This is a genomic window from Bradyrhizobium paxllaeri (genome assembly GCF_001693515.2).
GTDB classification, from domain to species: Bacteria; Pseudomonadota; Alphaproteobacteria; order Rhizobiales; family Xanthobacteraceae; genus Bradyrhizobium; species Bradyrhizobium paxllaeri.
In genome coordinates this window covers 5,147,342-5,166,908 of sequence record NZ_CP042968.1, presented here as the reverse complement: position 1 = coordinate 5,166,908, position 19,567 = coordinate 5,147,342, and the positions used below count along the sequence as shown (strand labels likewise).

The window sequence follows — 19,567 nt, the reverse complement described above, 5'->3', positions numbered from 1 at the left end:
GAATGAGATGTTCTGTCTAGGAGTGAGCGGCGGGCTAGACAAAGTCCATGAAGACACACGTGAGTTTTCGAACACATTTCTGCACGATGGCGCTGCAGTGCTCGTCCGGGACGGACGCGTGATAGCGGCCGTTGAAGAGGAGCGCCTCAATCGGATTAAGCACTCCAACAAATTCCCAAGCCGTTCGATAGAATACTGCCTTGCAGCCGCAGGGATCCAACTCAGCGACGTCGATCGTATCGCGTTCTACGCGACCGAGACCTATTGCAACGCCATGCTCGAAAGCCTGTTCGGGTCCCAGCCGGACGCTTCCATTCCTCTGGATGCCAAACTGGTGATGCGTAACTTGCTAGCGCAGGAGTTTGGTACCGAGGTCGATCCGTCGCGTGTCTCTTTCGTAAGTCACCATCAGGCGCACGCCGTAAGCGCCTTTGCGATGTCTGGCTTCGAGCAAAGTCTAATCCTCGCGATCGATGGCGGTGGTGATTGTCTCTCCGGCCTCTTAGCTATTGGGTCTGGAACCGAGGTTACCCAACTCGCGAGTTTCCCGGAGAATAATTCCCTAGGGCTATTTTATCTCGAGACGATCCGGTGTCTGGGCTACGGCTTATTCGATGAATACAAGGTCATGGGGCTTGCCCCCTACGGGGATCCGGCTCCCCATCGTGAGCTCTTCGAGCAGTTCTACGAACTTTTAGATAACGGCGCCTACCGCGTCTATCTCGACCGAATCGGTCCGACGCTGCGCCGGGGCATCCAGGTCCGGCGAAAGGGAATGCCATTCACGCAGCAGCATCGAGATGTGAGTGCTTCATTGCAGGAAGCCTTGGAGAGGATCGTCTTTCACATTCTCCGTCATCATCGCGAAGCCACGGGTATGAAACGGTTGTGCCTGGCTGGAGGGGTAGCCCACAATTGCACCATGAACGGCAAGCTGCTGTATTCAGGGCTTTTTGAAGACATCTTCGTGCAACCAGCGGCGCATGACGCTGGCTGCGCATTGGGCGCTGCACTAATGATGTCTAATGAGCTGGGCCGGCCCGCGCCACGTGAGCGGCTGCAGGAGGTCTACTGGGGTCCTGATCTCGCGAGCGAGAGCGCCGTGCAGCAGGAACTGGATGCATGGGGTGGACACCTTGACGTCGAACGTAGCAACGACGTGGCAGGTAGTGCAGCCGACTGGGTGGCTAATGGTGCCGTGATCGGCTGGGTGCAGGGTCGTTCTGAGTTCGGGCCACGTGCGCTTGGCAACCGCAGTATTCTCGCCGATCCTCGGCCTGCCGCAAACAAGGACCGGATCAACGCGATGGTCAAAAAGCGCGAAGGCTATCGACCGTTCGCGCCATCAGTGCTGGAGGAGGATGCGAGCGAATTTTTCGACCTTCCCAACGGCACGCGCAAATTTCCCTTTATGAACTTTGTCGTTCGCGTGCGCGACTCCAAGCAAAGCGTGCTCGGTGCCATAACGCACGTCGACGGCACTGCGCGATTGCAAACAGTATCGCGCAAGACAAATCCCGCCTATTGGGAGGTGATTAATGCGTTCAAGAAGCGGACGGGCATCCCAGTTCTGCTCAACACGTCATTTAACAACAATGCCGAGCCGATCGTGGATTCGGTTGCAGATGCGATTACCACATTTCTGACGACAGAGCTGGATGGACTTGTGGTCGGGCCGTTCCTCGTCAAAAAGCGGGTGGCAACGTTGGAGGATTGGACCGCGCTCGCGGTTTCATTGCCGCCTTATGCACGACTCCAAGGAGTCCGCGCTTATATAGCGCGAGATCGCCAGGAGACGGTGTACCAAATCCGTAAAGGGCACTCCAGCGGTGACAGTGTGCGTGTTTCACAGGACGTGTTCGATCTACTGATGCAGATCGAGGGCGAAGCCGTGCTTGGGGATCTCCTGGATACTAATACGTTCGATCAGGCTAGGCGTGAAACTGTCGTTAAGGAGCTCCGGCGGCTATGGGAGAAACGCTGCCTCCGGCTGCATCCTTCACATGCTGCTCGCGTGCATCAAAACAATGATCAAATGCTGGAGAAAGTATAACGCCCACCATGAATATTTCGGTGTGCATGTCTCCGAATGCGAGGGAGCGCGGGCGGGCATATCCGGTGACTGGACTCATGCTTACTAGTCCTGGGCGCTGCGCCAAAGCACGAGCTCAGGACTGCAAGCGTCCCAGCACAGCAGTTCTATTCGACATCGTACATGCCGGAAAGTGCTTCGAAGAGCTGCTGCAACAGGCGGATAGACTGAAATCAAGCATGTCGACTGCAATAGTTTCGCCTGGCTCCTCCATGGTAGCAGGCTATGAAGTTCTATCAGCCAAGTTGGCTAACATCACCATCGCTGACGACAGTTGCATCGGGCGAAGCCATACTTAGAGTTTCCGTAAACTCCTATCTCCATGCGGTATTCCCTTAACGAGAAAACACAAATGCTTGTTGGCGGCTTGATGAACGATCGGTTCGTTGTTTCTCGACGGCGTACTGGTTTCGGTGATTGCCTGTGGTCGCTGGCATCAGCTTGGCGTTACGCGCAGCGGACGGGGCGGACGCTGGCCATCGATTGGCGTGGCTCCTGTTATCTCGATGAACCCTTCAGGAACGCCTTTCCGGTGTTCTTCGAGCCAATTAAAGATATTGCTGGCGTGCGGGTTATTTGCGATGACGAGATCAACCAGCTCTCGTTTCCGGGTCCTTTCTTCCCGTCATGGTGGAATAAGCCATCCATCGACTGCGTTTATCGCCCGGATGCACAGATTTTCCGAGAACGAGATGAGCTGAGTGAGCTTTTCCAAGCCGAACATGATAGTGAAGCCAACACCGTGGTGTGTGACGCTTGTTTGATGTGGCGTTGCGACCAGGATGCCGAACGACAGATATTTCGGAGCATCAAACCAAGGTCTGAAATTCAAGCTCGGATTGACGCCCTATATCAAGAGCACTTTGAAGGGCGCAGCGTAATCGGGGTTCATGTTCGACACGGCAACGGCGAAGATATAATGGGGCACACGCCCTACTGGGCGGATCCGGAGCTCGCCTTGCGGCAAGTATGCACTGCCATTGATACAGCCAAAGCGCTATCACATCGAGGACCTGTGAGGGTATTACTGTGTACGGACAGCGCGCAGGTGCTTCACAAGTTGTCGGGTGTGTTTCCTGATCTTTTCACGATTCCAAAACGGTTCCAGGCGGATCAGGCAGGGCCATTACATAGTGCAGCACTGGGTTCCGACGGCGGGATCTCCGCTCTCATCGAGATGTATCTTCTCGGGCGATGCGATACCGTGATTCGCTTTCCACCGACTAGCGCCTTCACGCGCTATGCCCGTCTCTTCGCGCCACGCATTATTGAGTTCGATTTGAACGATCCTAGTCGGGTGATCTTGATTGATGAATCCTCCGAACGTCTCCTGGATTTATGAAACTTGCAACCCGCACCGTCGTCACTCATATCGGCGCGCCCTTCCATTGCGCAGCATCGCCGTTCGTGATGTCGGATGCGTCTTTCGTTAAGGTTCAGAACTGCGACAAAGAACGTGGCCGCATTATCGCCATCGAGCAGCCGATCCCTATTCGTCTAGAACACAATAGCATCCCATACCGGAGTCGACAGTTTCAATAAATCAGCGGAAAAACAGCTCGTAGTCGAGCTACGCGATCAACTGCCGGTCAGATCGCGCCGGGTACAAGGCTTTCAGCAGCGGAGCCCACAACAGCCGCTTGGGCAGAAGGAACGGCTTTCGGGGCGTAATGGGCTTTCGACGTTTCGCGACAGGTCCTTCAACGCTGTCTCAATGGGTTCGAAGCCCCGCAAGGGGAACGCGCTGCTTCAACTGCTCGTAGCTGAATATGCCTTCCGCCGACTCATCTTGCCCGCGGACGATGCCCCGCAATGTCTCGATGGTGACATCGCGATCACGAATGGCATTCGCCCCTACGAGTGATCTTTGACGGCGTGAGCCCCTGTTCCAACGGCCGCCATCGAATTCGCCAGTTTCAAATTCTCCGCCATCTTGGACTCGGCTGGACGTTGCGACTGCCGAACTATGGAGGGGTATCAAAAGGCGAGGAGGAGTTCTCTCCGTACGCATCCGACGGGGGCCGTCTTGCGTGACGGGTGGTAATTCGCGAAGCGTGTGACCTTAAGTCCAGCTTTAAGGTCATCAGGCGATGCGGGTCGAGGTTTTGGGCGGGCTGGAGCGGCGGCGGCGCTGGTCGCAGGACGACAAGGCACGGATTGTCGAGGAGACGTTGGCGCCGGGCGCGAAGGTGACTGAGGTTGCGCGTCGCAACGGAGTAGCGGCCAGCTTGGTGTTTACCTGGCGTCGACAAGCACGGACATCGGAACAAGTTGTACCATCTTTTACGCCGGTGCAGATCGCCGCCGTAGCAGCATCGGCTGAGGAAACTCCGAAGCTTTTGCCTACGGTTGATGGCCGAGTTCGCTCCGTGGCAGCCGCGCGTACCGGATTGATAGAGATCGATCTCGGCAACCGACAGTGCATCCGGGTGGATGCGCACGTCGATCCGGAGGCGCTGGCGCGGGTCCTCGATGTGCTTGGACGCCGATGATTGCGATACCGGGGAATGTGCGAGTGTGGCTCGCGACAGGCTACACGGATATGCGCAGAGGCTTTCCGTCGCTGGCACTCCAAGTGCAGGAGGTGCTGCACAAAGACCCGCTCAGCGGTCATCTGTTCGTCTTCCGCGGTCGCCGCAGCGATCTTGTGAAGGCGATCTGGCACGATGGCCAGGGAGCCTGCTTGTTCACAAAAAGACTCGAGAGAGGAAAGTTCATCTGGCCATCGGTTGCCGGTGAATCGGTAACGATCTCGCCGGCGCAGTTGAGCTATCTGCTGTCCGGGATCGATTGGCGTAACCCACAAGAAACCCATCGGCCGACGCGGGTCGGATAGCCGCTTTTTACGGTTTGAATCTGCTGCTTGATCTGATTCAATGGCTTCATGATATCGAAGCCGGACGATCTTCCATCGGACCTTGCGAGTGCCCTGGCGGCGCTGCAGGCCGAGCGTGAGGCGCGGCTGCGAGCCGAGGCGGTGGCTGCCAGTGCGCAGGCGGAGCTGTCGGACAACGAGGCGCTGATCGCGCATCTCGAGCTGCGGATCGAGAAGCTCAAACGCGAACTGTACGGGCAGCGCTCCGAGCGCTCGGCACGGCTGCTCGAGCAGCTGGAGTTGGAGCTCGAAGAACTCGTCACCACAGCGAGCGAGGATGAGCTTGCCGCGCAGGCCGCCGCGGCGAAGACGCAGAACGTCCGCCCCTTCATGCGCAAGCGGCCGGTGCGCAAGCCATGGCCGGACGACATCGAACGCGAACGCATCGTCATTGAGGCTCCAACGACCTGTGCCTGCTGCGGTGGATCGCGGCTGGCGAAGATCGGTGAGGATGTGACCGGGACGCTGGAGGAGATCCCGCGCCGCTTCAAGCTGATCGAGACGGTACGCGAGAAGTTCACCTGCCGCGATTGCGAGAAGATCAGCCAGCTGCCCGCGCCGTTCCATGCGACGCCGCGCGGCTTCATCGGCCCACAATTGCTGGCGACGATCCTGTTCGACAAGTTCGGTATGCATATCCCGCTCAACCGCCAGAGTGCGCGCTTCAAGGCCGAGGGGATCGACCTGCCGCTGTCGACGCTGGCCGACCAGGTCGGCCACGGGACCTCCGCCGTCATGCCGCTCTTCCACTTGATCGAACGCCATGTGCTCGCGGCCGAGCGCCTTCATGGCGATGACACCACCATCCGTATCCTGGCGAAGGGCAAGTGCACGACCGGGCGGATCTGGACTTATGTGCGGGATGACCGGCCCTTCGCCGGGCCTGCGCCGCCGGCGGCGGTCTATTACGCCTCGAGCGACCGACGAGGCGAGCATCCCCAGAAGCATCTGGCCGCCTTCGCCGGTATCCTGCAAGCCGATTGCTACAACGGCTTCGAGCCGCTGTTCGACCCGCAGAAGAAGGTGCTGCCGATCACGCCGGCGTTTTGCTTTGCCCATGCGCGGCGGGGCTTCTTCGAGCTGGCTGACATCGAGAAAAATGCCCGCGAAGGTAAGAAGGGCAAACCGGTCTCTCCGATCGCGCTGGAGGCGGTCAGACGCCTCGATGCGTTGTTCGAGATCGAGCGCGCCATCGACGGCCGCGACGCCGACGAGCGGCGCGCCGTGCGCCAGGAAAAGAGCAAGCCCCTTCTCGAGGACATGCACGCCTGGTTGCTGTGTGAGCGCGAAACCCTCTCGCGCTCCTCCGAGGTCCTGAAGCCAATGAATTACATGCTCAGGCGCTGGGACGACTTCGGCCGCTTCCTCGACGATGGCAGGATCTGCTTGACCAACAATTGCGCTGAGCGCGCATTGAGAGGCATCGCCTTGGGAAGGCGCAACTGGACCTTCGCTGGTAGCCAGCGTGGCGCCGACCGTGCCGCCATCATGCTGACGATGATCACGACCTGTCGCCTCAACGACGTCGATCCCAAGGCCTGGCTCGCCGACGTCCTCGCCCGGATCGCCGATCTTCCCGCGTCGCGCCTGCACGAACTGCTGCCCTGGGAATGGAAGCTCCTGCGCCAGGCCGATAAGCCCGCCGGTCAGCGGGCCGCCTGACCATCACCCAACCGATCATAGAGCTCACTGTGCCCGCGCGCATGCGTCAATCAGGCGGTCTTCGTCGTATGCGTACTTCTCTCCAGCTTGCCAAACAATGCTGATTGGCGCAGCCTCTACGGAGATATAGCACGAGCTTCTCACTAGGGGCGGCGCGAATCCCACCAAGTTCGAAATACCTGGCGATACTGTTCGGTTACAGCCCGACCTCTATCCACGATCCCGGCTTGCTGAACGTGCTGAAGTTCCTGCTCATACCCGAGCTCTATCAAAAGCTCGGCGCCAATTGCATCCGTAATTGCTTGCATCTCTTGGATGCTCAGTTCGGTTTGCCAAGTGTGGACTGAGCGGTCATCGACTGCCTTTCTCTCCAGGATTTTTCGATCCCCGAAGCGACTGGACCGAAGATATTCCGGCTGCTCCATCGTCGCCGATGCAATGCCCCTTGGATCGTAGCCGAGGCCAGCGATCACGCGCTGGATTTCCTCGTCGGGGCGCGCCACCAAATGTTCGTACCGCACGGTCTGCGCCTGCGTTCGACCGCGGTGCGCCGCGAGCGTAGGCAGGCCCAGAACGAGATCTGCGAGAGAAGATGCGATGTCAGCGGGCAGGCTGAGCACAAGATCGGAGAGACCAGATAGGCTCGCGGGCGGCCAAGTTTCCGGCACGAGCGGGATGCCCCATGTCGATTTCAGTGAAGCGGCAACAGCGTAGGGATTACGGAACAGAAGTATGTGTGGCGCTTCTGGATAGAGAGAATCCAAAAAATCGAGCACCATCCAATAGCGCGGCGTCTTGTCTATGAAGGTACGCTTGCTCGCTGCTGCCAAATATTGACCGTAAGCCGTATCGGCAAAAGCGCGACTGACAATCGTATGATCGATTCGGCTCAAAAACTCGGACGTTGCATCCTGAATCAGTGATGCCCCCGCTGGATGACGGTGGTCCACCCTGCCAAATGCCTCAAGTGCCAGCATCAACCAGGGCTCAGGCGGCGCCATAATATCTGGGTGCTGCTGCAGCAAATGCGACAGCAGCGTCGTCCCCGACCGGGGAAGGCCAAGGAGAAAGCAGACCGCAGGCAAATCGTTGGCATCTCGGCTCATGATTCCCTCATGTCACAAAGCGAGCGGCCGCCCAAGCCTCCCTGTGTCCGGTTCAAAGAAATAACGGCAGCCGAGCTGTTCCACATGTGACCGCGTGCGCAGCATCGTGACATGAGGAGGACTTCGCCTGCATCTTCCGCATGATCTGCGAGCTATAGAATTCGAGTCCATTTGGCCGGATCGCAGAAGCATTTGGCACCTGCAATCGGCAGCTCCTGATTGCTCGCAAAGCAAAGGCGACGTCGAGAGTTGGTTCAATTGTACGTAGATAGGCGGGTGATACAAAAAAGGTTGGAAAAGCTATACGGAGGTTTATCGGAGGCAAATGCTTACGCGACGCGGGGGGCACTTGTCGGGTTAAGCCGGCGCGGTGCAGCTTGCGTCGCCGCCGGAGAAGGTGGCCGCAATGGGCATGCGGCTCGGTTGACACTCGCCGCCGCACGGGAGAGATCTTCTCAGAGCCATGGTGAACATCGATAACCATTCTGGATGCCTGAATTCAATTTCTCCAACTGACTTTTTGCTATGCGTTTCTTCCCATTCGTAAAATCGATTGTTTTGATGGAATGCATCCGCGCGCTGGATAAGTCCGGATCATGCGTTCAGGGCCTCGATCATCTAAATCTGCTCGTCGCGCTCGATGTATCGCTTCGGTGGCGGCTGCTTTGTGAAGTTCGGTCGTGTTTCTGAGGTTCTTAAGTCTAGCTTTGAGGCCATATGCGAATGCTGGTGAAGGTATTGGGCGCCGCTCGCGTTTGCCCGTCCAAAAGCCGCGAAAGACGAAGCGCTGATCGCCCATCAGAAGCTTAGGATCGGCAAGCTCGAGAGCCAGATCTACGCTCATCGATCGGAGCCATCATCGCGGCTGATCGACCAGTTGGCGCTGACCTTCGAAGAGCTGGAAATTGGCGCGACTGACGAGCTGTCTGCGGAGCAGGTTGTAGCCAAGACGACGAGTGTGCGCGGATTTACGCGAAAGGCGTCCCGAACGCCAGACCGTCACTAGTTTTCCTTCAGTAGACCCCGTTGACGCTGCAGCTTCGAGAGTCGATGGGCTTTCACCGGCGCATTATGAGTCTTCCGAAACTCGTCAGTTTTTCGACAGGTAAGTCTTATAGCATTGAGATACTGTCTATCTGAACTGCGATGTGCGGCTTGATCTGCTGCAGAGGAGAGGGGGGATGTATTGCCTAACGAAACAACCCTGAACCCTTTCGTTAACCGTCGATTCCGTCCGGACGTGCTGGTCTTGCTGCAACTGCCCTGTGGGCGAATGGCGCAGCGTGTTCGGCGGTTCTGTGGTTGCAACCGCGCTCCGTGATCGCCTGCTTCCTCGTTAGTCGGTGATCACCATCCCTGGTGAGAGCTACCGGCTTCGAGAAGCACGGCTCCGGCGCATTCCCTTCATTTGGCTACCGAGGAGACGGCATCAATGAATGCAGAACGGGCCCAGCTTGGCGCTGGCACTCCTTCCGAAACTTCCGAATCAGAAACCTCCGAACCAGGGTCCCCGGCCGCGGCGCAGTGGGTCGAGGCCTTGACCGAGGCGGAGGCGTCCGCCGCCGACCCCGCCTCGTCGCAGGATCAGGTCCTGACGGGCCGGGCTGCCGAAGAGGGGCAGGGCGAAGACGAGAATCGGCAAGAGGCTGTAAGTCGAACGAGGGCTTGGCGGGAGGCGGGCGATGTCGATCAGCCGCTGGATCTGTCGTCCCTGTCCCTGACCGCCTTGTCCGCTCCCCTACCGCCCGAGCTCCGGCGCCTGAACGTCGACAACAATCAACTGACCAGCCTGCCCGACCTTCCAGCCGATCTCCAGCGGCTCCGCGCCAGCAACAATCGGCTGACCAGCTTGCCCGACCTTCCGGCCGGGCTTCGGCGGCTCTACGCCATCGGCAATGGGCTGACCAGCCTGCCGGCAGACCTGCCGCTCGGGCTCCGGCGTTTGAGGGTCGACGACAATCAGCTGACCAGTCTGCCCGATACTCTTCCGGCAACGCTTCAGGATCTCGACGCCAGCGGCAACCGGCTGACCAGTCTGCCCGATCTTCCAGCCGGGCTCCAGCGCCTGAACGTCGACTACAATCAGCTGACCAATCTGCCCGAGCCCCTCCCGGCTGAGCTCGAATGGCTCAGCGCTAGCTACAACCAGCTGACTAGCCTGCCCGAGACGATCCCCGCCGAGCTCCTATGGCTCGGCGCCAGCAACAACCAGCTGACCAGCGTGCCAGAGACCCTGCTGACGCAGCTGGGCCGTGAGTCCAGCGTTAATCTGGAGAATAATCCGCTGCCCGAGGGGGTATTGACCAACCTGGCGACAGCCATGCATGCCGGGGGCTATGCCGGTCCGCAGATCTTTTTGTCTATAGCCGGGGGAGCGGTGCAAGTCGAGCCGCAGGTCGTGCCGCGCACATTACGCGAGACTCGAAAATCGGCTTGTGCACCTGCGTTTGCTATTGTCCGAAAGCATACGCGCCCGATGTGTGGAACCCGCCAAGCTGTTGCGAGCGCGACATTGGGCCGCAAAACGCGTGAGCGTTCCTTCGCATCGCGCTGGCCCAAATCCTGCACCGCGTTCACGGGTGAGGGCAAGAGAATTGGGAGGCGTGTTTGAGTCTCGATCTGAGAAACGACGAAGCGGTCGCTAGTCCACCGTCGGCGACCGACGTGGGCTGTCCGTTTCACACCGATAGAGTCCGCATCCAGCAGGGAGAACAGAACACGCTGGTGCTAACCGGCGCGTCGCGCGGCATTGGTCACGCCACCGGAAAGCTGTTTTCGGAAGCGGGCTGGCGCATCATTTCTTGCGCGCGCCAACCATTCGATGGCGGGCGCTGCCCGTGGAAGTCAGGGGCCGACAACCATATCCAGGTCGACCTCAGCAACCATCGCATGCTGCCGCGCGCCATCGCCGAGATCAAGGAGCGCCTCGCAGGCGCGCCATTGCACGGCTTGATCAACAATGCCGGCATTTCACCGAAGACGCCGAATGGCACTCGACTGACGGCGTTGACGACGTCAGTCGAAACCTGGATGAAGGTGTTCCACCTCAATCTGGTGGCGCCGATTCTGCTCGCGCAAGGCCTGTTTGAAGAGCTCAAAGCAGCGTCAGGATCGATTGTCAACGTGACCTCAATCGCAGGGTCCCGAGTGCACCCGTTTGCCGGCTCCGCCTACGCGACATCGAAAGCCGCGCTCGCGTGTCTCACGCGCGAAATGGCGCACGACTATGCACCGCATGGCATTCGCGTGAATGCGATCGCGCCCGGCGAGATCAAGACCGATATTTTGTCGCCGAACACGGAAGCGCGTCTTGTACCAAATATTCCGCTGCGCCGAGTGGGCACACCCGAAGAAGTCGCGAAGGTCATCTTCTTCCTATGCTCGGATGCGGCAAGCTATGTCACGGGCACCGAGGTGCCGATCAATGGCGGCCAACACCTGTGATCGACTGTACCTGCAAGAAACAAGTCGCACTTGATTTGATCTACATCAATGGAATTCGTGTTCCCACGGAATGCGCGCGACGAGTTCGCAAGAGCAGAGAATAAGCAAGTCAAAGCACACTGTAAGTTTACCGTCGTGTCGCGATGCAGTTTTACCATCGTGCCATAATAAGAAGTTATCTCTTGCGTCATCCTAAAATGGGGCGAGATCGAGGATGACATGCAACACAATATTCGCAAATCCGAACAGGATGACAGGGAGGATGGTCATAACAACGGAGACGTCGTCATGCTGCATATCCCTTCCGTGCGCGAAAGGCCTAACTCAAACTCCGAGACGGACGACGCGCTCCCTAATGTGCCGTTGTACGAGAGCGCGATTATCGGGATCTTCGAAATATCGAAAGTGCTCACCGCACCCTGCCGGCTAGAAGTCACGCTGGCCAACGTCGTCGATCTTCTGCAATCGTTTGTGCAGATGCGGCACGGCATCGTCTCTCTGTTCCACGATGATGGCGTGCCGGACATTACCGTGGGCGCCGGCTGGAGCGAAGGGAGCGACGAGCGCTTCCGGATGCGCCTGCCGCAGAAGGTAATCGACGAGATCGTGGCGTCCGACAAGTCGCTCGTGGCCGAAAACGTAGCAGTGCATCCGAGCTTTAGTGCTGCGGACAAGGAGGTGCTCGGGGCCTCCGACGACACGCCAGTTTCGTTCATCGGCGTTCCCATTCGCATCGATGCGAATGTCGTGGGCACGCTGACGATCGATCGCATCCTAGACAACGCGTCGAGCGACCGGCTCGATTACGACGTCCGGCTGCTCACAATGATCGCCAACCTAGCGGGGCAGACAGTGAAGCTGCATCGGCTGTTCGCGTGTGACCGCGAGCGACTGATGGCGGAGAAGGACCGGCTGCAAAAGGAATTGACCGAGCTCAAACAGCCTGCGCGGGAGCGCAAGAAGGTTCATGTCGAGGGGATTATTGGCGACAGCCCGGCGCTGCGCAGGCTGCTCGAGAAGATCGCGGTCGTAGCCAAATCAAACAGCACGGTGCTGTTGCGCGGCGAGTCGGGTACCGGAAAGGAGCTGGTCGCTAAGGCCATTCACGAGCGGTCGGCGCGCGCCAAGCGGCCCTTCATAAAACTCAATTGCGCGGCGCTGCCTGAGACGGTACTGGAATCCGAATTGTTCGGTCATGAGAAGGGGGCCTTTACCAGCGCGTTCACTGCGCGCAAAGGCCGCTTTGAGCTCGCCGACAAGGGAACGCTATTTTTGGACGAGATCGGCGAGATCTCGGCCTCATTCCAGGCAAAGCTGTTGCGCGTACTGCAGGAGCAGGAATTCGAGCGCGTCGGTGGCAACCAGACCATTAAGGTCGATGTTCGCGTGATTGCCGCCACGAATAAGAACCTGGAAGAGGCGGTGGCAAGGAACGAGTTCCGCGCCGACCTCTATTATCGCATCAGCGTGGTCCCCTTGTTGCTGCCGCCGTTGCGCGAAAGGCGCGGTGATATTCCGCTCCTCGCGACCGAGTTTCTCAGGAATTTCAACAGAGAGAACGGCCGCACGCTTACCTTCGATGCAAGCGCGGTTGAAGTACTGACGAACTGCGGTTTTCCCGGAAACGTCCGCGAGCTTGAGAATTGCGTGCAGCGTACCGCCACTCTGACACCAGGACCATCGATCGTGAGAGACGACTTTGCCTGCTGCCACGGCCAGTGCCTTTCCGCGATGCTGTGGAAGAGCGGATCGGAAGAGATGGCGCTGCAGTCGGGGCCGATCCGACCAGTGCCCGCTAAGCCCGCCGCGCCGCCGGCCGAGACTGCTACATCGATCCCGCCTTTCGGCAGCGAGCTCGCCCCGCTGGCACCGGTCGGCGCAGCTCTTGTAGGTGGTGCGAAGATGGCAGATCGCGAGCGTGTCATCGCGGCCATGGAAAGATCCGGCTGGGTACAGGCAAAGGCGGCGCGCCTGCTTGGACTTACGCCGCGCCAAATTGGCTACGCCCTGAGGAAATATGGCGTCGAGATCAAGCGCTTCTAAAGCAGTGTCGGACTTTGGGTGTGTCGGGGCCGTGATTATCGCCGCTTATGGCGAATAGTTGGCGAAACAAAATAGAGGCGTGATGGTTTGGGGCGGTCCTGGAGCCACGATAGGATGCGGCCCCCGCGTCAGCGCCGGTTCTGGCATCAACCGCCCGGCACAGGTGGTCCCTTGCCTTCTACGCTCGTGCGAACGCGAAGCTGTCAGCAAGAATCCGTTGGCCATGTCGCCATTGGCCATTAGCTCACGGCCTGATACCGTCAGTGAGACCATCGGGGGCTGTTCGACCTCGTTCGATTCGCGCGGCATCGTATGCGGCGACCGCTGCGCGATGCGAGGCCTGCGCAAAAGAAACCGCCGTGTGCCTTGCGGTCGCAGACGCCGCAAACGTATTGCGGCGCCTTGCTCCTCTCGACGCGAAGCATCGTCCAGTGCAACTCGGCTCAGGGCTTACGCTCTCTCGTGAGCGCAGCGGCCGCTACGAGACCCAAAATCGCGTGTGGATCAACTCTGGCAAAGCGCATCCTGTCTTTGGGCCGCTCTCATTGAGAGATCAAGAACAAATCACGCCGCGAGAGCCGGGCTGTCGTAGTCACGACGAATGTCGCAATTGCGTCGGCGAACGTCAGGCGACAGTGACATTGCTTCCCAAAAGCCGTTGTATTTCTGCCCGATATTGAAATTCGCGCAATGGTACGACACTTGCTGTTCTGTTCGCCAGCCGTTGCCACGTCTGGAGAAGCACATGCACAACGTCGTCTGCATCAAGCAGGTTCCCGACTCCGCGCAGATCCGCGTGCACCCCGTGACCAACACGATCATGCGTCAGGGCGTGCCCACCATCATTAATCCATACGACCTCTTCGCGCTCGAGGCCGCGTTGGAGTTGCGCGATAAGTTCGGTGGCGAGATCACTGTCCTTACAATGGGGCCGCCATCAGCGGAGGACTCATTACGCAAAGCGCTGACCTTTGGCGCCGATCGCGCCGTACTGCTCACCGACCGCTGCTTTGCGGGCGCCGATACGCTGGCAACGACTTACGCGCTCGCGACCGCCATCCGCAAAATCGGCAAGGAATATGGCCCGCCGGACCTTATCTTCACCGGTAAGCAGACCATCGACGGCGACACCGCGCAGGTTGGGCCCGGCGTCGCGAAGCGGCTCGGTGTGCTGCAGCTTACCTACGTCGCAAAGATCAGGGCGCTGGATCTCGCTGCGCGCACAATAGAAACAGAACGGCGCTCCGAAGGTGGCGTCCAAGTGCTCCGCACCAGGCTGCCGTGTCTCATCACCATGCTCGAGGCAACCAACCAGATTCGCCGCGGTGCCATGGACGATGCATTGCGTGCCGCCCGAGCGCCGATCGTGAAATGGAGCGCCCAGGAGGCTGGCGTCGAGGACATCTCCAAATGCGGTCTCAAGGGCTCGCCAACCGTCGTCAAGCGTGTCTTCGCGCCGTCCGCGCGTGCTGAGAAGGCGATGCTGGTAGAGGCGGCCGAGCAGCCGGCGCAAGCATTGATCGACGCCATCTTCAAGCACCAGCCCAAGCTAGAAGCCGACCTTGCGGCGCTAGCTCGCGATGCCTGATCTGAAGGGGCTTGGCGATGAACTATCTGATAAGAGCTCCCGCGTTTCTTGCGCAAAGGGTGCGCGCTGCCAAGAAGGCGCTGCCGGGGCATAAGGCGGACAAGCATGTCTGGGTCGTTTCGAACAGGGGCGCGGGCAGGTGCATCCAATCTCCTGGCACGGGCCGCAAGCTCGCCGAGAAGCGGAAGGTTGGTCTCGCGCCGGTTTGTCGGTCCCGAGGCCGAGGCGACACGCAGCGCCGCGGTCGAATTCTTCTCCTACGCCCGCCGACCTTGTCGCAGCCGTCAACGTGTTCGCAGATTACCGCGACGAGTCCTACAGCATGGCGCCGACCGATCTCGTGAATAGCCATCAGGCGGAGATCCTGCTGTTGGGAGCCACCATCTTTCGCCGCCTTCGATGTTCGCCGCGCTCACGCGACCGCGTCACAAGCGAGCGTACGTTTTGAGAACATGCGCCACTGAACAAGGGAGAGGCCAATGGTCGAAGAGAGGTTCGATGCCATCGTGGTTGGCGCCGGAATGGCCGGCAACGCGGCGGCGCTGACCATGGCCAAGCGTGGCATGAAGGTACTGCAGCTCGAGCGCGGCGAATATTCCGGATCAAAGAACGTGCGGGCTGCCATCCTCGATGGGGACATCATGGAACAGCTGGCCCCCGATTTCCGCGAGGGCGCGCCGCTCGAGCGCCGCCTTGTCGAGCAGCGATTTTGGTTATTGGATAGCCGCTCCCATGTCGGGCTGCGCTACCGCTTCAACGACTGCAATGACAAGCGACCGAATCAGTATATCGTTATCCGCGCAGTATTCGATAAATGGTTCTCCCGGAAGGTGAGGGAGGCCGGTGCCACGGTCTTGTACCAGAGTACAGTTACGGAGTTGGCGCAGAATTGTCGCGGCCGCGTCATTGGTGTGCGTACCGACCGCCAGGATGGCATAATCCACGCCGATGTAGTGGTGCTCGCCGAGGGCGCCAATGGCTGGCTCGGGACGCGCGCGGGCTTGCGCGAGCGGTTGACGCCCGACCATATTGCGCTGCAGGTCAAGGAAATGCACCTCTTGCCGCGCGAGATCATCGAATCTCGATTCAATCTCAAGCGCGACGAAGGGGTCATCATCGAGGCTGCCGGCACCATCTCGCGCGGCATGACGGGCATGGGTTTTATCTATGCGAATAGGGAGTGCCTCTCGCTCGGCATCGGCTGCCTCGTCTCCGACCTCCAGCGAACGGGCGAAACGCCTTACGGGCTACTCGAACGCTTCAAACGTCATCCGTCGATTCTGCCGCTAATCAACGGCTCAGAGCTCAAGGAATATTCCGCGCACCTCATCCCGAAACGCGGCTACAACACCATACCCCAGCTCTACGGCAAAGGCTGGGTGGTGGTTGGGGATGCCGCCGAACTCAACAATACCGGCGATTGTGGACGTCTGAACCTTGCGATTATCTCTGGAAGAATTGCAGCGGAAGCGATCTTCCGTGTAAAGTCGCGCGGTGCTCGCAGCACGTCGAGTACTCTTTCACTGTACAAGAAGATGCTGAATGAATCGTATGAGGATCTGAAAAACGACAAGTATATGCCAGCGCTTATCCATACCCAGCCGGAGAACTTTCTCCTCAGCTATCCGCAGCTCGTCTCGAAGGCCATCGTGAACTTCGCACGCATCGGCGTCGGGCCAAAGGCGGGGGAGAGCAAGCCGGATTCAAAATCCTTTTGTGATATGTGGTCGTGGACCGGACTCTTCGGCGATGGCTTCCGCTTGCCGCGCGCCTGGCGCTGAATCAGCACTAGTTCGAGCGAGACGCCGGAAATGTACTTCGAGCATTCGGTGCGCTAAATGACAAGCTGTTCTATAGCCCGTTATGCGTCGCAAACAGCTACATCAAGGGCGGCCCCACGAGGCCCCGTCAGTGCCGTTAGTCAGCTGCTGCTGAAGCTGTTGCCGCGCCGCTACGAGTCGAACACGAAGGCCATACGCGGACTACCGTTGAGGGGCGCATCGAATGCCGCCCTCCCAGCTCATCGGCGAGCAAGCGGGAATGCTTATCCGGCGGCGTTGACCCACCCTGGGGATCATTCTGGTAGAGGCAAAGATCACCGCTGATCATGTGTAAAACTATATCGAAGACAGCTCTCGCCCAGGAGCACCTTTCGTTAATGAAAAAGCGTGGTCTCAATCCCGCCCTGCCACCAACGAATCGATCCGGCCCGTCTCCCAGCAATCGGCCCGCCGCAAAAGTGATTGCGTGAGCCTTGCTTGAAAAAGGCATAACCACGCGCTTTCTGACTCCGCTCAGATCGTTTCCAACCGGACACGTCGCGAGAATTGGTACGGGCCTTGCTTGAGGTGAGCAAATGGCTCTGGGGCCGGACGACGAGGTGGAATGATAGTGCCACGTTGTCAGGTTTCCGACTTCGCGTCTCCAACCGGACACGCACCGCAGGACAACATGGAGAAAGAAATGATGGCGACCCAACAGACCTAGCTCGCATGACGGGTGGCGCTAGGGGAAGGCTGACATGGAAATCCCGCTCTTTGTCCGGGGTGATCGCAGGCTAGCGCGGCTTAAGCGCTCTCTCTCTCTCTCTCTCTCTCTCTCTCTCTATGCCCGGACTCGAATGACGCTATCCCAACCTTCTTCTTCTAAACTGGATCAACCTTCAGAGATACCGGTCGGCGAGCACTTGGCGCGCAGAGCCCGGGATCTGCATGGCGCCCATCCGTTTGCTGCGGAAATCTCCAAAGATCAGGTAGCCAGTCTACTACCTGAATACTTCGCGATGTCACAGGCGTTCCCATATCTGCAGGCGGGATCGCAAAAGGATCTCGTATTCGAGGCAATGCACCGCAATCGAGAGCTCCCGAAGGACGTTGAGCTGACCAGTGTGGTCGCAAACTTTATCTGTTGGGATGAAACGGGAGGACACAGTCGGGTTCTCCAGGGCGGCAACGCTGCGCTACCCAGTATTCTGGAGACAGAATACTTCCACTCAAAGCTCTTTAGAAGAGATGCGTCGCGCCTACTTGGCCGCGCAATACAGCCTAACTACAGCACCAGAACGAGCCGGTACCTTCGTGCGCTATATCATGGCTTGTCGTCGCGAGATGCCATAGTCCGCTGCGCCCACATGGTCGCCTTCGAGCTACATGCTGCGGAGATGATCCAGGCACTGTGGACTACTTTAGTCAAGACGTTTGATGCGCGATCTGACGATCTTGAGTATTTCCAGGCCCATGTCGGCGGCGAGGATCCTGCGGAGAAATATCACGGAGAGATGACAACCAGGCTCATTAGCGAACTGGTTCCTGCCGACTGCAATAACCGTTTCTTGGATGAATTCGATCGGGCGTATGGTCTCAGCTTAGAGTGGTGCCGCAATCTAGTCGGAAGTTATTCGCCTCGCGGAAATAGTGGGGCGGAGGTGGAACACAGCGGCCGCTGTCATTGTGGATCTGTCAAGTTCTACGTACGAGCGCCAGCAGAGATTTCTGCAGTGAAGTGCAGTTGCTCGATCTGCCAAATGTCAGGATTTGTGCACATGCTCGTTGCCGATGACAAGCTCAGGATTGAATGCGGCGAAAACGTCCTCACTACATACCAGTTCAATAAGAACATCGCTCGGCATACGTTTTGTCGGTTTTGTGGCGTAAAGCCATTTTATCGACCGCGATCGAACCCTGCAGGATTCAGCGTAAATGTTCGATGCCTAGATAAAACGACGATCGAAAGCATAGAAGTAGAGGATTTCGACGGCGAGAATTGGGATTTGGCGATCCGTTCGTTGCACGCGGATTAGAGGAGGCGAACTTGAGTGAATCCGAAAGGCGCGCACAATGAGCGATAAACGTGGTCTGCTTTCAGAAGATGCCATCGCGGAATACCGTGCAGAGCTGGCAGATAGAGGTACGGTCCTGATTGCCCCCGATACGCTGTTCACCAAAGACGAGTTGACGAGGATCGATCAGCTTCAGTGCGATGTTCCAGAAGAACAGGTTCGGAAGGGAGATGCCGGCGATTGTCACAACGTTTTTGTGAAACGAGTGCGGCTAGATCACGCCGGCCATAATCCTAGCAACGTGAATGGTACAGCTTCAGCGCAGATCATCAAACTACTGGAAAGAAACGAGCGGGTCTCTGCGCTCAGAAGGATCTTCGGAGCGTCATCGGAGTACGTGATTCGCCGATGCCAAATGCATCGCATGCCGCCTGGGTCCTTCGTTGGTATCCATTTAGATGCTGAGAGCGACCCCGACTTCGAATATTCTGTAATTGTTCAGCTCACGACAGAGTTCGAGGGCGGTGAGTTCGTCGTGTATCCAACCGACCGCAAACGGCAGGTGTTTCGTCCACACTTTGGGACAGTGCTTATCACAACATGTAGGTTCTGGCATGAGGTAAGGAAGGTGCACGCGGGGGAGCGTCGGTCACTCGTCTACTTTTGTTCAAAATACGACGGTGTGAACCGCCGGATAGTCGAAGACCATGCCGCTCGCGTGCGGTCGGCTAGCTAGATGGCACGGCCTGCAATGGCGTCGGGATGAGGTATATTGATGCGGGCCGGATGCTCTAACTGGATGCGCCCGTAGCGGCGCACAAAGATTCTCTTCGTCGCCCGTGGCCATAGGGGAACAGCTTTGTTCTGGCTCAACCCATTGCCCTGTCGCTCAGGGCTATCGCACATTCGTTGATTGTGCTGGTTCGGTATGCCGGGCAAATTCGTCCTGCCGGAGAAGCCCGGGCATTACGATGAGCAA

Annotated in this window: 13 protein-coding genes and 1 pseudogene; 13 read left to right on the top strand and 1 reads right to left on the bottom strand. The window is 58.5% G+C overall.

The genetic code is table 11. The features are described 5' to 3' along the window. Nucleotides 1-7: 7 nt before the first annotated feature. The 5 genes from LMTR21_RS24655 (at nucleotide 8) to tnpC (ending at nucleotide 6,629) form a co-directional block, all read left to right on the top strand. Complete coding sequence (locus LMTR21_RS24655; RefSeq protein ID WP_065756053.1) at nucleotides 8-2,053, top strand: carbamoyltransferase family protein; 2,046 nt, start codon at nucleotides 8-10, stop codon at nucleotides 2,051-2,053. Between the two features lie 391 nt (nucleotides 2,054-2,444). Further along, nucleotides 2,445-3,434: a nodulation protein NodZ gene (locus LMTR21_RS24650; RefSeq protein ID WP_065756052.1), complete on the top strand. Its 990-nt coding sequence runs from the start codon at nucleotides 2,445-2,447 to the stop codon at nucleotides 3,432-3,434. A 748-nt stretch (nucleotides 3,435-4,182) separates the two neighbouring features. Next, nucleotides 4,183-4,584, top strand: a complete 402-nt coding sequence (gene tnpA, locus LMTR21_RS24645) for an IS66-like element accessory protein TnpA (protein WP_148636007.1) — start codon at nucleotides 4,183-4,185, stop codon at nucleotides 4,582-4,584. A 23-nt stretch (nucleotides 4,585-4,607) separates the two neighbouring features. Further along, nucleotides 4,608-4,928, top strand: coding sequence for an IS66 family insertion sequence element accessory protein TnpB (gene tnpB, locus LMTR21_RS24640; protein ID WP_430642467.1), 321 nt, complete (start codon nucleotides 4,608-4,610; stop codon nucleotides 4,926-4,928). Nucleotides 4,929-4,976: 48 nt separating this feature from the next. After that, nucleotides 4,977-6,629 carry an IS66 family transposase gene (tnpC, locus tag LMTR21_RS24635; protein ID WP_148636006.1) on the top strand — a complete coding sequence of 551 codons (1,653 nt, stop codon included), beginning with the start codon at nucleotides 4,977-4,979 and terminating at the stop codon, nucleotides 6,627-6,629. A gap of 143 nt (nucleotides 6,630-6,772) precedes the next feature. Here tnpC and noeE read toward each other — a convergent pair whose 3' ends face one another. Next, nucleotides 6,773-7,735: a nodulation protein NoeE gene (gene noeE / locus LMTR21_RS24630; protein ID WP_084030788.1), complete on the bottom strand. Its 963-nt coding sequence runs from the start codon at nucleotides 7,733-7,735 to the stop codon at nucleotides 6,773-6,775. A 742-nt stretch (nucleotides 7,736-8,477) separates the two neighbouring features. On the opposite strand from noeE, the pseudogene LMTR21_RS24625 reads away from it, so the two are divergent. From LMTR21_RS24625 to LMTR21_RS24590, 8 genes and pseudogenes are all read left to right on the top strand, one after another. Next, nucleotides 8,478-8,733 (top strand): annotated as a pseudogene (locus tag LMTR21_RS24625) (IS66 family transposase); the annotation flags it as partial. A gap of 434 nt (nucleotides 8,734-9,167) precedes the next feature. Next, nucleotides 9,168-10,346: a leucine-rich repeat domain-containing protein gene (locus LMTR21_RS24620; protein WP_246174169.1), complete on the top strand. Its 1,179-nt coding sequence runs from the start codon at nucleotides 9,168-9,170 to the stop codon at nucleotides 10,344-10,346. Between the two features lie 110 nt (nucleotides 10,347-10,456). Then, a complete protein-coding gene (locus LMTR21_RS24615; protein ID WP_430642594.1) occupies nucleotides 10,457-11,179 on the top strand; it encodes an SDR family NAD(P)-dependent oxidoreductase in 723 nt (240 codons plus the stop codon). A 219-nt stretch (nucleotides 11,180-11,398) separates the two neighbouring features. Next, nucleotides 11,399-13,222 carry a nif-specific transcriptional activator NifA gene (nifA, locus tag LMTR21_RS24610; protein WP_065754580.1) on the top strand — a complete coding sequence of 608 codons (1,824 nt, stop codon included), beginning with the start codon at nucleotides 11,399-11,401 and terminating at the stop codon, nucleotides 13,220-13,222. A gap of 745 nt (nucleotides 13,223-13,967) precedes the next feature. After that, entirely contained in the window at nucleotides 13,968-14,810 is an 843-nt protein-coding gene (locus tag LMTR21_RS24605; RefSeq protein ID WP_065754579.1) for an electron transfer flavoprotein subunit beta/FixA family protein, read from the top strand. Between the two features lie 479 nt (nucleotides 14,811-15,289). Then, nucleotides 15,290-16,591 carry an FAD-dependent oxidoreductase gene (locus LMTR21_RS24600; RefSeq protein ID WP_065754578.1) on the top strand — a complete coding sequence of 434 codons (1,302 nt, stop codon included), beginning with the start codon at nucleotides 15,290-15,292 and terminating at the stop codon, nucleotides 16,589-16,591. A gap of 740 nt (nucleotides 16,592-17,331) precedes the next feature. Next, entirely contained in the window at nucleotides 17,332-18,609 is a 1,278-nt protein-coding gene (locus tag LMTR21_RS24595; protein WP_246174167.1) for a GFA family protein, read from the top strand. A 37-nt stretch (nucleotides 18,610-18,646) separates the two neighbouring features. Next, complete coding sequence (locus LMTR21_RS24590) at nucleotides 18,647-19,324, top strand: 2OG-Fe(II) oxygenase (RefSeq protein ID WP_065754577.1); 678 nt, start codon at nucleotides 18,647-18,649, stop codon at nucleotides 19,322-19,324. Nucleotides 19,325-19,567: the final 243 nt, after the last annotated feature.